This is a genomic window from uncultured Maribacter sp. (assembly GCF_963975365.1).
GTDB lineage: Bacteria > Bacteroidota > Bacteroidia > Flavobacteriales > Flavobacteriaceae > Maribacter.
In genome coordinates, this window is sequence record NZ_CAXBGF010000004.1 from 166,530 (window position 1) to 180,589 (window position 14,060).

Genomic DNA, 14,060 nt, shown 5'->3' on the forward strand with positions numbered 1-14,060 from the left:
AATCAAAACATGAAGAAACCCATTTTTATTACCTTATTAGCTCTCATAATAATTTCATGCAGTGAAACCAAAAAAGAAGAGTCACAAGCTGATTTATTTGCTCGAATAGATACCGAAATCAAGGAAAATTCAAAAGGGTATAGCACTTTAAAAGAGGCCACCGAAACCATTGGGCATAGATTAACAGGATCATCTAATGGTGCAAAAGCAGAAGAATACACCTTCAATAAGTTTAAAGAATACGGATTTGAAGATGTTGCTTTCCAGACTTTCGAAGTGGAGGCATGGGCAAGAGGAAATGTTTCTTTGAAAATAAATGAAAAGGACATTAAGGTTGTGACTTTGGGTCACTCACCAATTGAAGCTATGGTAACAGGAGAAATTGTTGATATGGGTAATGGTTTAGAAGCGGACTATGCTGCCGACCCAGATGCGGTTAAAGGAAATATTGCCTTAGCATATATCAATATTTTACCCGAAAGCGAAGAAGGCTTAACCAATCTTCACCGTAGTGAAAAAGCAGCATTAGCAATAAAATATGGCGCCATTGGTATCATAATCATTAATCAAGTAAATAACGGAGTTCTTTTGACTGGAACAGCATCTGTAACCGGAGAGTTAATTCCAATTCCTGCGGTTTGTATTGGTAAAGAAGACGGAATGGCATTAAAAGATTCATTAAAAACTAAAAAAGCCACTGCAGAAATAGCAATGACGAATACAAGCAATGTTATTAAAGCAAGAAATGTCGTAGCTACATTGCCTGGAACTACAATATCGGAAGAACAAATTGTTATTGGCGGCCATTTAGATTCTTGGGATTTAGCCACAGGTGCCATCGATAACGGTATTGGATCTTTTGCAGTTATTGATATCGCAAGAGCTTTTAAGGCAAATACCCTACAACCTAAGCGGACAGTAAAATTCGTAATGTTCATGGGTGAGGAACAAGGGCTTCTTGGCAGCAAGTTTTTAGTAGAGCAAGCCATTGAAAACAATACGATAGAGCATATTAAATATATGATGAACCTAGATATGTCGGGTAATCCAATTGGGATGAACGCTGGCGGAAAATTAGATGATGAGAATTTTTTTAAAGATTTAGGCGCCGCTATTCAGCAACAAGACACCATCTATCAAAACACATTTTCTAACAAGTCTGGTCTGCATAGCGACCACCAACCTTTTATGTTAGAAGGTGTTCCGATTTTATCTGTAAATAGTAATTTGGACCGTTCTATTTATGGTTGCTATCATTCTGATTGTGATGATTTCAATTTAGTAAATGAAGATCACATGACCAATACAGCTCGTTTTGGTACCATGATGCTGTATTCTTTAGCAAATGCTGATAAATTGCCAGCAACTAAAATGGACAGCGAGACGACCAAAGAATTCATGATCAAAAATAATTTAAAAGAGAAATTGATTATAGGTAACGACTGGAAATGGGAGGAATAAATTTCATAGAACATTTTAAAAGAAAATTATTTAAGCAGGGTATTATTCCCTTAATACTCTGCTTTTCTTTTTTAACAGGATGCTCTCAACATTCGAAAGAAACCACAATTGATTATTTTGAATTGGTTCGCCCTGAATTTACTGGGCAATTAGCCTATGAAACCACAGATTTTGTAGAAGATTATTGGCGTGTAGTCGGCAATACCGGATTTAACAAAACTATCTATCTAATTGCAGATACTTTAAAAGCTGCAGGGTATATACTGGAAGACGAAGCAACATCAACTGATCGTTTTACCTATCGCATTGAAAAAAGAGCCATGGACCATAACACTTGGGAACCCGTTTCAGCCTCGTTACAAATCTTTGGTGAGGATAAACCTGTTTTGAAGTCGGAAACAAATAGAAATATGACCTATTTGAATTCTGCATCAACATCTAAAAATGGTATAAAAGCTGAAGTAGTTTGGATAAAATCTATTGATGAATTAGAAACACTTTCTGTAAGTGGAAAAGTGATTTTCACAAAAATAGGCGCAAGACGCTTATATAAGTCAGCCAATGAAAAAGGTGCCTTAGGTATTATCTCATATGATAATCCTAATTATTTACAACCAGAAAAAAACAAAACCTCTATACAGTTTAGAAGTTTGCCCGCTGAAGATGCTTCAACTTTTTGGGGTATTGCACTTTCCTTCGAGGCAAAAGAAAGAATAATTAAGCATTTAAAAAAAGGAAAGACTGAAGTATTGGTAAACATCCAAACCAAACGATACCCATCTGAAGAACTAACCATTGTGGCAACAATTAAAGGAGCGAAAAATCCAGATGAGCGATTGGTATTTAGCGCACATATTCAAGAACCTGGGGCTAATGATAATGCTACTGGTGTAGGTGCTCAGTTAGAAATGGCAAAAGTAGCTGCAAATTTATTCAAGGAGCATAAAATTGAACTTAACCGTAGTATGACCTTTTTATGGGGAGATGAAATAATTTCTACACGCAGATATATAGAAGAAGCCCCACAAAGAACGAAGGATATAAAATGGGGTATAAGTTTAGATATGGTGGGTGAAAATACAGATGTAACAGGGGGCACTTTTTTAATAGAAAAAATGCCCGACCCTAGTGCTATTTATACAAGAGGCAACGACAAGCACACTGAATGGGGTGGCGAGGTTTTATCCATAGAAGACATGAAGCCGCATTACCTCAACGATTTTATAATTAGCAACTTTAAAAAGCAAGGAACATTTGCTGATTGGAAAGTAGAAACCAATCCTTTCGAAGGCGGTAGTGATCATACTCCGTTTTTACAAGCCAATATTCCCGGGCTTTTGCTTTGGCACTTTAAAGATCAATTTTACCATACCGATAATGACCGAATAGATAAAGTATCTCAAGAAACATTGAAAAATGTAGGTACTGCCGCTTTAGTCAGCGGATTAGAATTGGTGAATGCAAATTCAAATTTTGCCATTGAACTAATTTCAATACTAAAACAACAAGCTATTTCTCGGCTAGAATCTGAATTTAATTTGAGTCTAAAAGCTATAGAAAATGGTGAAAAAGTACCAAGCCAACTACTTATTTTAAAAGCTTGGAAGGATTGGTATATTACCGCTATTTCTTCGACTAGCGATGTTTTAGAAAACTCTAACAATACTACAATTGAGCAAATTAAAAATGCACAATTAAAAATTGAATCAAAATTTAAAGCAATGGAAAAGTCATTGGCCAAATTATCTGCCGATTAGGTTTTATACTTCTATTGTAAAAGAAAAAAACAAATCCTTACCTTACTCTCAACAACAGAATTAACTAGAAAATGAAACAATTCTACCTTGTACTACTCGCTAGTATTTCAATCACAACGGCACAGGTACAACCTACAGCATCAGAAAAAGTTGACGCATCATTAATGGCAAGAAAAGCCTTGGATGCCACTTCATTAATCAAAAATTTGCCCTTAAAAAATATTGGTCCATCTGTAATGAGTGGTCGTGTGGTAGACTTGGCCGTTAATGAAGATAATCCAACTGAATATTATGTCGCCTATGCCTCTGGTGGATTATGGTATACCAATAATAATGGCACAACTTTTACCCCTATAATGGATGACACCCAAACACAAAACATCGGTGATATTGCGGTACATTGGCCAAGTGGGACTTTATGGGTTGGCACAGGAGAGAACAATGCTTCTCGTTCTTCCTATGCCGGGATAGGAATTTTAAAATCATCCGATAAGGGTAAGACTTGGCAAAATACAGGCCTACTAGATTCGCATCATATTGGTCGTATTGTAGTAAATCCTGATAATGCCAATGAAGTTACTGTTGCAGTTGCAGGTCACTTATACTCCCCAAACAAAGAAAGAGGTATTTACAAAACCAATGATGGTGGAAAAACATGGACAAACACCTTGTTCATTGATGAAAACACCGGTATTATAGATGTTGCCGTTTCACCGAAAAACTTTAATATTCAATTTGCTGCGGCGTGGCAAAAAGATAGAAAGGCCTGGGATTTTATTGGCAATGGTGAAGGTTCTGGCATTTATAAAAGTACCGATGCAGGTGTTACTTGGGAAAAGATTTCAACTCCATCAAGTGGGTTTCCTACAGGTGAAGGGGTCGGTAGAATAGGATTAGCGGTGTTTGACGACAACACGGTTTATGCCGTTCATGACAATCAATTTAGGAGAAAAAAATCCGAAGAAAAGAAAGAAAAGCAAGAAGGTTTAACAAAAGAGGATTTCAAATCTTTATCAAAAGAGCAGTTTCTTGACCTAAATGATAAGGAACTAAACGATTTTCTAAAGACCAATAATTTTCAAGAAAAATATCGTGCCGCGAATGTTAAACAAATGGTGCTTAGCAATGCGGTTAAACCAGTTGATCTTGCTCTTTATTTAGAAGATGCGAATGCGATGCTATTTAACACACCAGTTATTGGAGCCGAGGTATACCGCAGCAATGACGGCGGTAAAACTTGGAAAAAACAAAATGAAGACTATATAGATGACCTATTTTATAGTTATGGCTATTATTTTGCACAAATAAGTGTAGACCCTAAAAATGTAGATGCAATTTATTTATCTGGTGTCCCTATAATTTCTTCAAAAGATGGAGGAAAAACTTATACATCGATTAATGGCGACAATGTGCATTCTGATCATCACGCTTTATGGGTCGACCCTAATTTACCAGGACATTTAATCAATGGAAATGATGGTGGTGTAAATACTAGCTATGATGATGGGAAGAATTGGATAAAGAATAATTCACCAATTGTTGGCCAATTTTATGCAATTGCAGTTGATAATCAAAAACCTTACAAAGTTTATGGCGGTTTGCAAGACAATGGTGTTTGGATGGGGCCATATAATGCAGAAGAAAATACAGAATGGCATCAAACAGGGCAATACCCTTGGAAATCGATTTTAGGTGGCGACGGTATGCAAGTACAAATTGATTCTAGAAATCATAATACTGTTTACACCGGCTTTCAATTTGGTAATTATTTTAGATTGGATTTAGAAAATGACAAACGAGTTTACATTCAACCTAAGCATGAATTAGGAGAAGCTCCATACCGTTTTAATTGGCAATCCCCTATTCTATTATCTCCCCATAATCAGGATATATTATATATGGGAAGTAACAAATTACATCGTTCATTAAACCAAGGTGATACCTGGGAAACCATTTCTCCTGATTTAACCCAAGGAGGTAGAAAAGGAAATGTTGCTTTTGGCACCTTGGCTACAATTTCTGAATCTCCATTTAAATTCGGATTGCTGTATACCGGAAGTGATGACGGACTCATTCAACGAACTGATAATGGTGGTGGAAGTTGGGAAGTTATTTCTGAAAACCTACCACAAAATTTATGGGTAAGTAGAGTTATCGCATCAAAATTTAATGAAAATAGAGTTTATGCTACCTTAAATGGCTACCGCTCAGACGATTTTACTCCTTATGTATATGTAAGTGAAAACAAAGGAGCTTCGTGGAAGAGTATTTCTGCCAACATACCGGCATCTCCTGTTAATGTAATTATTGAAGACACAGAAAATGAAAATATTATATATATAGGTACTGATAACGGATTATATGTATCATTAAATAATGGAAACTCTTGGGAATCGTTTACCAATGGAATACCTTATGTTGCCATTCATGATTTAGTAATTCAGAAAGAAGCAAAGCATTTATTAATTGGCACACATGGTAGAAGTATTTATAGGGCCGATATTGCTCAATTACAAAATTTGACTCCTGAAGTATTGATAAAGGAATTGTATGTTTATCCCTTAGAAAATATTAAACATTCAGCACGTTGGGGAAATTCATGGAGTTCTTGGTCAAAACCTAGTACACCAGGCATAGATATAACTTTTTATTCGAATAGAGATGAGGCTTACCAAGCCAAAATAAAATCATCTGATGATATTTTAGTAAGTGAGACCACAATTGTTTCTGATAAAGGAATAAATATTCTATCATATGATTTGGCATTCTCCAAAATTGGAAAATTAAACTACCTTAAAAAGCATAAAACAGAATTAAAGATAGCAGATGATGGAAAGACCTATTTGCCCAAAGGCTCTTATTCTGTTGAATTAAAGGGAAATGGAAAAACGGAACTTGTCACTTTTGAAATTGAATAACCACTATGAAAATAGTTGATTGGAATAGATTACCAGAATTAGGTGTAAGCCATAATCCTGAGATCAAAAAAAGGACATTAATTGGTGAAGATGAAATTCCTCAATTAATGATGTACGGCACCGCCGTCTTTAAACCTGGTCTATAAGTCGAAATACACAAACATGATACCATGTATGAAGTTTTTCATATTCAGACCAGTAAGGCCGTTTTTATCATTTCAGGAAAAGAATATGAAGTAGGGCCAGGACATTGCATCACTATAGAACCGGGCGAATTACATGCACAACGAAACCCATTCGATACAGATGTCACTTGGACATATTTTGGTATTGCTACAGATTAAAATCCTATAAAAACATATGGAACTTACTTTAGGAATACCTGCTTTACTATTCCCCGCAATTTCTTTGACCATGTTAGCCTATAATGCTCGATACCTAGCCATTGCGGCTCTAATTCGTCAATTGCACCAAAAATATCAAGAAACAGCTTCACCATCTATTGGCTTACAAGTTCAAAAATTACGCAAAAGACTTACCATTATAAAGAACATGCAAGCAACCGCTATATTCAGTTTTTTACTTGCTGTAATTACAATGTCGCTCCTATTTTTTGAATATGTGATTTTAGCCAAAATAGTATTTGGTATTAGTCTATTTGCTTTGATCCTTTCTTTAATTTTAAGTTTAATTGAAGTTCAACTTTCCACCAAAGCACTATCAATTCAATTAAAGGATATGGAAAAATAAAGCGTGTAAAAGAGCTTGAGTTACAAAAGGAGATTAGGGAATTTGATTTTGGTATTTTCTGTTTTTAAAAAAGGAATTATTATTTCAGAAATGGGCAAAGGAGCTCTTTTCAGATGTTTAGACGCTTCGAAAGTTGTTACAGAAGCTTAAAACAGACATAAAATATCCTTTAATGGGTGATGGGACAAACTACTGGTAGTAGGGCACGTTTACTCTTAGATCTATTTTTCCTTTAAAACTCTTTTGTCCAATTCAAAAATTTAGATGAAGGTGTACTTTGGGCCTTAGAAAAATCACAATTAAAAACTTATCAATTATCACATTAGATTTTTGTTCAAGATATTTAATCCTTTTAGCAGAATAATGTAATAATTCTTCAACACTATAAAATTGATTCTTAAAATGAATCTAAATTGATATACTAAAGCTCTTGAAAACTTGTTAATAACTGGCGTGTGATGTAAATTCGCGTATAAAATTAACAACTAATGAGCGGATTTTTTAAATCTTCGATTGGTAGAAAGTACGCAATGGCCCTTTCTGCTTTCTTTTTAATGTTTTTTCTACTTCAACATTTTGCAATTAATATTTTATCGATTTTCAGTCCTAATGCGTTCAATGAAGCTTCGCATTTCATGGGTACTTTTTGGGCGGTACAATATCTTTTGCAACCTGTTTTAATCTTTGGTGTTATCTATCATTTTGTAATGGGTTTCATTCTTGAAATTAAAAACAGAAATGCTAGAGCGGTGAATTACGCTAAAAACAATGGTTCAGCTAATTCTAGCTGGATGAGTAGAAACATGATTTACAGCGGATTGGCAATTTTAGCCTTTTTAGTGCTGCATTTTATTGATTTCTGGTTACCAGAAATCAATACCAAATTTATTCAAGGCGATATGTCTGGTTTATTAGCAGAGGGTGAAGGTTTTCGCTACTATGAAGAATTGACGCATAAATTTGTAAATCCGATTAGAGTTGCTGCTTACGTATTGGCCTTTGTGTTTTTATCATTACACCTTATGCACGGATTTAGTTCTGCTTTTCAGTCTGCTGGTGTAACATCAATGAGAAAGAAAAAGCTTCAAACTTTTGGTAAGGCATATGCTATCATAATTCCATTAGGCTTTATTTTCATTGCCCTTTATCATCATTTTAATCATTAATACCTTTTACTTATGTCTGTATTAGACTCAAAAGTACCTAAAGGTCCATTGAAAACGAAGTGGACCGATTATAAGAACCATATAGATTTGGTAAACCCTGCCAATAAACGAAACATTGATGTTATTGTTGTTGGAACAGGATTAGCTGGTGGTTCTGCTGCGGCTACCTTGGCAGAATTAGGGTATAACGTGAAAACGTTTTGTTACCAAGATTCACCAAGAAGAGCGCACTCTATTGCAGCACAAGGTGGTATCAATGCTGCTAAAAACTATCAAGGCGATGGTGATTCTACTTACCGTTTATTTTATGATACGGTAAAAGGTGGTGATTACCGCTCAAGAGAGGCGAACGTTTATCGTTTGGCTGAAGTTTCTGGAAATATAATTGATCAATGTGTTGCCCAAGGCGTACCCTTTGCACGTGATTATGGCGGACTATTAGACAACCGATCATTCGGTGGTGTTTTAGTTTCGCGTACTTTTTATGCAAAAGGTCAAACAGGACAACAACTATTATTAGGGGCATATTCTGCAATGAACAGACAAATCGCTCGTGGTAAAATTACCCCGTTCAACCGTCATGAAATGCTAGATGTTGTAAAAGTAAATGGCAAGGCAAGAGGAATTATTGCCCGTAACCTGATAACAGGAGAAATTGAGCGTCATTCTGCTCACGCAGTCGTAATTGCTTCTGGTGGATATGGAAATGTATATTTCCTTTCAACCAACGCCATGGGCTCTAATACTACCGCTGCTTGGAAAATTCACAAGAAAGGGGCATTTTTCGCAAACCCTTGTTATACTCAAATTCACCCAACATGTATACCTCGCTCAGGAGATTATCAATCTAAATTAACCTTGATGTCAGAATCATTACGCAATGATGGTCGTATTTGGGTTCCTAAGAATATGGATGATGTAATCGCAATACGTGAAGGCAAGAAAAAGCCGACCGATTTGTCTGAAGATGAAAGAGATTACTACTTAGAAAGAAGATACCCTGCATTCGGTAACTTAGTGCCACGTGATGTTGCATCAAGAGCTGCAAAAGAACGATGTGATGCTGGTTACGGAGTAAATGCTACCGGTGAAGCTGTTTATTTAGATTTTGCCTCTGCCATAGAACGTTATGGTATAGAACAAGCTAAGATTCATAATATTGAAAATGCATCTAAAGAAAAAATATACGATTTAGGTAAGGCTATAGTCGAAGCTAAATACGGGAACCTTTTTCAGATGTATGAGAAAATTGTAGATCAGAACCCTTACAAAACCCCAATGATGATTTATCCGGCGGTGCACTATACCATGGGTGGTGTTTGGGTAGATTACAATTTAATGACCACGGTTGAAGGTTTATACTGTATCGGTGAAGCCAATTTCTCTGATCACGGTGCTAACAGACTTGGAGCCTCTGCTTTAATGCAAGGTTTAGCTGATGGATATTTTGTATTGCCTTATACTATTGGCGATTACTTATCACAAGAAATTAGAACAGGAAAAATTCCGACGAATACGCCTGAGTTTGATGAAGCTGAAAAATCTGTAAACGATAAAATTAATTTCTTTATCAATAATAAAGGTTCGCACTCCGTTGATTATTACCATAAAAAATTGGGTAAAATCATGTGGGATAAATGTGGAATGTCTCGTAATGCCGAAGGTTTAAAAGAAGCAATGGCTGAAATTAAAGCACTACGTGAAGATTTCTACAAGAACGTTAGTGTTCCTGGAACTGCAAATGAACTTAATGCCGAACTTGAAAAAGCAGGTCGTGTGGCCGACTTTTTAGAATTGGGAGAATTATTTGCTAAAGATGCATTAGAAAGAGCAGAATCTTGTGGAGGCCACTTTAGAGAAGAGTCCGTAGAAATTGGAGGGGAGCAAGAAGGTGAAGCAAAACGTAATGATGTAGATTTTGCATTCGTTTCTGCTTGGGAATATAAAGGTGAACCTGCTGATGCTGTTTTACATAAAGAACAGTTAGAGTTCAACGAAATCGAATTAAAACAAAGAAGTTACAAATAGTTGATGGTTGCTAGTTGCTGGTCTTTAGTATAAACCATCAACGAACAACGAACAACCAAAAACTAAAAAATATGAATCTTACATTAAAAATCTGGAGACAAAAAGACTCAAAATCCAAGGGTCAAATGGTCGAATATAAAGTAACTGAAATATCTGAACATATGTCTTTCTTAGAAATGATGGATGTTCTAAACGAACAGTTAATTAACAAAGGTGATGAGCCAGTCGCCTTTGACCACGATTGTCGAGAAGGTATTTGTGGCATGTGCTCAATGTTTATTAATGGTGAGGCACACGGCCCAGATAGAGGCGTTACGACATGTCAATTGCATATGCGTATGTTCAAGGATGGCGACACTATTACTATCGAGCCATTTAGAGCAAAGGCTTTTCCTGTATTAAAAGATTTAGTAGTTGACAGAAGTTCTTTTGATCGTATTCAACATGCCGGTGGTTATATTTCTGTAAATACTTCAGGAAATACTCAAGATGCCAACGCAACACTTATTTCCAAGCATGCTGCAGATGAAGCAATGGATGCTGCTACTTGTATTGGTTGTGGTGCTTGTGTCGCAAGTTGTAAAAATGCCTCTGCAATGTTATTTGTAGGTGCAAAAGTTTCACAATATGCTTTATTACCACAAGGCCAAATTGAAGCCGTAGACCGTGTTAAAAATATGGTTGCCCAAATGGATCTAGAAGGATTTGGAAATTGCACAAACACTGGTGCTTGTGAGATTGAATGTCCAAAAGGCATTTCTTTAGAAAATATTGCTCGTATGAACCGCGAGTATTTAAGTGCCAATGTAAAAGGATAATCTCCATTTATAATAAATATTAAAAATCCCATGCCTTAGAGCATGGGATTTTTTATTTTAGTACATTCCCGAAAATTACAAAGAAGAACGAATAAAAGTGCCACGATTCAACGAGGAATCTGGTTTCTATACTACACCACAGCGCTCAAAAATTATGAGCAAAATACGCGGGAAGAATACCAAACCTGAACTTGCATTTCGTAAAGCACTATATGCGGCAGGTTATCGATACCGAATCGATTATAAAAAATTAATTGGAAAGCCAGATATAGCATTACCAAAATATAAAACCGTCATATTTATAGATGGGGAATACTGGCATGGTAAAAATTGGGAAGAAAGAAAACTTAAAATAAAAACCAATAGAGAATTTTGGATTGCAAAAATTGAACGTAATATACAACGCGATAAAGAAGTAAATACAGAATTAGCAAGACTTGGTTATACCGTAATTAGATTTTGGGAAACTGAAATCAAAAAGAATTTGTCGATATGTTTAGAAAAGACAACTACACATCTAAACTCGGTGCATTTGAGCACAAAATGAAATTTACAATGTCTATTTATTAAATTTTATCCCTTGCAAACCCTTATTTAATAGACCTTTAACGAAAATAGTTTTCTATGATTTGTAATTTAATGTCAAACAAAATTATTTAGCTTAAAACTAAATATTTGAAGAGGATAGCAATATTAGCTACGAATGTATTTGAGATTACCACAGGGGGCGTTATTAATCCGGATCTATTAAGAAGAGAAGTAGATGCATTAAATGTTGTACGAGATTTCTTTAAGATGAAAAAACCTGTAGCAGCTATATGCTACGCTCCTTGCACTTTAATTAGTGCAGGTGTTGTAAAAGGCAGAAAAATGACATCGTTTAAATCTATTAAGGATGATTTAGTAAATGCAGGAGCCAATTGGGTAGACCAAGAGGTGGTAGTGGATGAAGGATTCGTTACCAGTAGAAATCCAAATCATATACCAGCCTTTAATTCCAAATTGATTGAAGAGATCAAAGAGGGTAAACATGAAATGCAATATGCATAATTTAATTCCTTTATTTTAGTCGTCCTAAAATAGGTTGAGAGTTTTTAAATTATTGAATCAATCCTGTGAAGCTAGCTTCACAGGATTTTTTGTTATGTATAAAGTTAGGTGTTTCATAGTTAAGACTCAAGTGTGGTCTTTTGTTGTTATATGTGTTTATTGATTCTTTTATTAGTTTTTTGAGCTCCATTCCCGTGTTGCATCTATGAAAGAGGAACTCCCCTTTTAGATACCGTTTATACGTTCCGCCAGGGCATTTTGATAACAGTCGTACCCATCGGTCATCGACGGTATTGTACCAAACCTCCGAAGTTCGCTCTGGTAAACCGAAGAACAATATTGAAGGCCTCGATCGGAATGGTGAATAAGTTCGTTTGAGGTCATCCTGTTTTTATTCGCCATTTTCATTGCTTCTGTAGGCTTCCCCAAAAATAGGACAGTTTAAAATTCGAATTTATTAACTTTAAATTCAAACTGTCACAATGAAAAGCAGCAAGTTTAGTGAGAGCCAGATTATCAAGGCTCTAAAGGAAATCGAACAGGGGCGTAGTGTTCCTGAAGTATCAAGGGAATTGGGAATCGACAAGAGCACCATCTATTATTGGCGCAAGAAGTATTGAGGTATGGAACAGCAACAGTTAAAACGTTTAAAGGAACTTGAAGAAGAAAACGTTAGGCTCAAGCAAATGTATGCTGATGTGAGTCTTGATAATAAGATGCTAAAAGACGTACTTTCAAAAAAGTTCTAAGGCCTTCCGACAAGAGAGTTCGGGCAAAGTATCTCATCAAAGAATATGTAATCCCGATCGTTCGTGCTTGTGACGTTGTAGGATTGAGCAGGTCGATGTGGTATTACCAGAGCAAAAGGGACGATAGTGAGGTTGTGGATAAGCTGACTGAATTGGCCGAAGCCTATCCTACCCGAGGTTTTGATGAGTATTATTGCAAGATCCGTCGTGAAGGCCTAAAATGGAACAGAAAACGTGTGTTGAGAGTATATCGTGATATGAAGCTTAGGCGTAAGCATAAAAAACGCTTGGTAAAGCGTGTTAAACAACCTTTAGAGACCCCATCGCCACTCAATGAATGTTGGAGCATGGATTTTATGAGCGACACATTGGCCGATGGAAGAAAGCTACGTGTATTAAATGTTATGGACGATTGCAACCGCGAAGCTATTGCCATTGAGGCGGGACTCACTTATCCGGCAAGGGCAGTAGTGGAAACACTGGAGAACTTAAAAGAGGAAATAGGAATTCCTAAATATATTAGATGCGATAATGGCCCTGAGTTTACCTCTAGGACATTTATGAACTGGTGCAAGAAAAACTATATAGAAATTAAATATACCCAACCGGGAAAACCAATGCAGAACGGTTACATAGAACGCTTCAATAGATTCTTCAGAGAGGATATATTGGACGCTTATTACTTTAATGATATATACCAGCTTCAAAAGATAAGCGATAACTGGCGAGAGGATTATAACTTTAACCATCCGCATAAATCCCTAGGCAAGAAATCGCCTAAAGAGTTTATGCCCAGGTTTGATGAAGAATTTAAATTCTTCATCAAACCTGACCTAAATAATAATTATTTATCGAATTTAGAGGTGTCCTAAAAAAGGGAAGCCTACACTTCCACTACATTTTCGGCCGACATATCGTCACTTAAATGATACCCCTATTATTTTTCTGCTAAAAGCATCCGTTACCAATGAGAGGTAATGGGTTCTTTCGCTACTCTTTATGTAGGTGATGTCGCTTACAAAGTACTGCTGCGGACTTACCGTTACGTCCTTCATCAGGTTCGGGTATTTCCTTAGCCAATGTTTGGAGTCAGTGGTCTTCAATATTTTTCTTCGGTCTTATCAGCATTGATTCGGATCGCAGGTAATCAAATAGGGCATCCCTACCTATTTTGGCCTCAAGTCTTTCAAATTCTATTTTAAGAAGGTAATATAATTTACGTGTACCGAGCCGGGGCATGTCCTGTCGTATTCCCAAGATCAGGGGCTTGACCAAGGCAAGTTCGTCAGATTTCTGTTTTCCTCACTTTTCCGCTTGATAAATAGCCTGTCTGCTTATCCCAAACAATCTACGGCAACGGGAC

At 36.3% G+C, this 14,060-nt stretch carries 13 protein-coding genes and 2 pseudogenes; 13 read left to right on the forward strand and 2 right to left on the reverse strand.

Annotation, left to right across the window (positions count from 1 at the left end; genetic code table 11):
- Positions 1 to 9: 9 nt before the first annotated feature.
- From AACZ49_RS06905 to AACZ49_RS06955, 11 genes and pseudogenes are all read left to right on the forward strand, one after another.
- Complete coding sequence (locus AACZ49_RS06905; RefSeq protein ID WP_339652910.1) at positions 10 to 1,461, forward strand: M20/M25/M40 family metallo-hydrolase; 1,452 nt, start codon at positions 10 to 12, stop codon at positions 1,459 to 1,461.
- Positions 1,449 to 3,218: a M28 family peptidase gene (locus AACZ49_RS06910; RefSeq protein WP_339652911.1), complete on the forward strand. Its 1,770-nt coding sequence runs from the start codon at positions 1,449 to 1,451 to the stop codon at positions 3,216 to 3,218. Before AACZ49_RS06905 ends, AACZ49_RS06910 begins: the two co-directional genes overlap by 13 nt.
- A 71-nt stretch (positions 3,219 to 3,289) precedes the next feature.
- Positions 3,290 to 6,136 carry a glycosyl hydrolase gene (locus tag AACZ49_RS06915; protein WP_339652912.1) on the forward strand — a complete coding sequence of 949 codons (2,847 nt, stop codon included), beginning with the start codon at positions 3,290 to 3,292 and terminating at the stop codon, positions 6,134 to 6,136.
- 5 nt (positions 6,137 to 6,141) lie between these two features.
- Entirely contained in the window at positions 6,142 to 6,282 is a 141-nt protein-coding gene (locus tag AACZ49_RS06920; RefSeq protein WP_339652913.1) for a hypothetical protein, read from the forward strand.
- Positions 6,283 to 6,288: 6 nt separating this feature from the next.
- Positions 6,289 to 6,480, forward strand: a complete 192-nt coding sequence (locus AACZ49_RS06925) for a cupin domain-containing protein (protein WP_339653091.1) — start codon at positions 6,289 to 6,291, stop codon at positions 6,478 to 6,480.
- A 16-nt stretch (positions 6,481 to 6,496) separates the two neighbouring features.
- Positions 6,497 to 6,886 (forward strand): DUF2721 domain-containing protein, encoded by a 390-nt coding sequence (locus AACZ49_RS06930; protein ID WP_339652914.1) that lies wholly within the window; start codon positions 6,497 to 6,499, stop codon positions 6,884 to 6,886.
- Positions 6,887 to 7,374: 488 nt separating this feature from the next.
- Entirely contained in the window at positions 7,375 to 8,052 is a 678-nt protein-coding gene (locus tag AACZ49_RS06935; protein ID WP_339652916.1) for a succinate dehydrogenase cytochrome b subunit, read from the forward strand.
- Between the two features lie 12 nt (positions 8,053 to 8,064).
- A complete protein-coding gene (locus tag AACZ49_RS06940) occupies positions 8,065 to 10,080 on the forward strand; it encodes a fumarate reductase/succinate dehydrogenase flavoprotein subunit (protein ID WP_339652918.1) in 2,016 nt (671 codons plus the stop codon).
- A 71-nt stretch (positions 10,081 to 10,151) separates the two neighbouring features.
- Positions 10,152 to 10,898: a succinate dehydrogenase/fumarate reductase iron-sulfur subunit gene (locus tag AACZ49_RS06945; RefSeq protein ID WP_339652920.1), complete on the forward strand. Its 747-nt coding sequence runs from the start codon at positions 10,152 to 10,154 to the stop codon at positions 10,896 to 10,898.
- A 97-nt stretch (positions 10,899 to 10,995) separates the two neighbouring features.
- On the forward strand, positions 10,996 to 11,445 hold the full coding sequence (locus AACZ49_RS06950) for a very short patch repair endonuclease (RefSeq protein WP_339652922.1): 450 nt from the start codon (positions 10,996 to 10,998) through the stop codon (positions 11,443 to 11,445).
- 176 nt (positions 11,446 to 11,621) lie between these two features.
- A pseudogene (locus AACZ49_RS06955) lies at positions 11,622 to 11,948 on the forward strand (DJ-1/PfpI family protein); the annotation flags it as partial.
- Positions 11,949 to 11,997: 49 nt separating this feature from the next.
- Here AACZ49_RS06955 and AACZ49_RS06960 read toward each other — a convergent pair.
- Positions 11,998 to 12,362 (reverse strand): annotated as a pseudogene (locus AACZ49_RS06960) (integrase core domain-containing protein); the annotation flags it as partial.
- A gap of 209 nt (positions 12,363 to 12,571) precedes the next feature.
- On the opposite strand from AACZ49_RS06960, the gene AACZ49_RS06965 reads away from it, so the two are divergent.
- Together AACZ49_RS06965 and AACZ49_RS06970 are read left to right on the forward strand one after the other, a co-directional pair.
- The gene (locus tag AACZ49_RS06965) at positions 12,572 to 12,697 is read left to right on the forward strand and encodes a hypothetical protein (RefSeq protein WP_339652924.1); all 126 of its coding nucleotides are present in this window, start codon (positions 12,572 to 12,574) and stop codon (positions 12,695 to 12,697) included.
- A 35-nt stretch (positions 12,698 to 12,732) separates the two neighbouring features.
- Positions 12,733 to 13,569, forward strand: a complete 837-nt coding sequence (locus tag AACZ49_RS06970) for an IS3 family transposase (protein ID WP_339653092.1) — start codon at positions 12,733 to 12,735, stop codon at positions 13,567 to 13,569.
- A gap of 45 nt (positions 13,570 to 13,614) precedes the next feature.
- On the opposite strand, the gene AACZ49_RS06975 is transcribed toward AACZ49_RS06970, so the two are convergent.
- Entirely contained in the window at positions 13,615 to 13,752 is a 138-nt protein-coding gene (locus AACZ49_RS06975) for a hypothetical protein (RefSeq protein ID WP_339652926.1), read from the reverse strand.
- Between the last annotated feature and the right edge of the window lie 308 nt (positions 13,753 to 14,060).

Excerpts from the sequence above, each read along its gene's own strand:
- AACZ49_RS06910 (WP_339652911.1), top strand. The coding sequence starts at position 1,449 with ATGGGAGGAATAAATTTCATAGAACATTTTAAAAGAAAATTATTTAAG.
- AACZ49_RS06935 (WP_339652916.1), top strand. The coding sequence starts at position 7,375 with ATGAGCGGATTTTTTAAATCTTCGATTGGTAGAAAGTACGCAATGGCC.
- AACZ49_RS06975 (WP_339652926.1), bottom strand. The coding sequence starts at position 13,752 with ATGAAGGACGTAACGGTAAGTCCGCAGCAGTACTTTGTAAGCGACATC.
- AACZ49_RS06945 (WP_339652920.1), top strand. The coding sequence starts at position 10,152 with ATGAATCTTACATTAAAAATCTGGAGACAAAAAGACTCAAAATCCAAG.
- AACZ49_RS06920 (WP_339652913.1), top strand. The coding sequence starts at position 6,142 with ATGAAAATAGTTGATTGGAATAGATTACCAGAATTAGGTGTAAGCCAT.
- AACZ49_RS06930 (WP_339652914.1), top strand. The coding sequence starts at position 6,497 with ATGGAACTTACTTTAGGAATACCTGCTTTACTATTCCCCGCAATTTCT.
- AACZ49_RS06905 (WP_339652910.1), top strand. The coding sequence starts at position 10 with ATGAAGAAACCCATTTTTATTACCTTATTAGCTCTCATAATAATTTCA.
- AACZ49_RS06965 (WP_339652924.1), top strand. The coding sequence starts at position 12,572 with ATGGAACAGCAACAGTTAAAACGTTTAAAGGAACTTGAAGAAGAAAAC.
- AACZ49_RS06940 (WP_339652918.1), top strand. The coding sequence starts at position 8,065 with ATGTCTGTATTAGACTCAAAAGTACCTAAAGGTCCATTGAAAACGAAG.
- AACZ49_RS06915 (WP_339652912.1), top strand. The coding sequence starts at position 3,290 with ATGAAACAATTCTACCTTGTACTACTCGCTAGTATTTCAATCACAACG.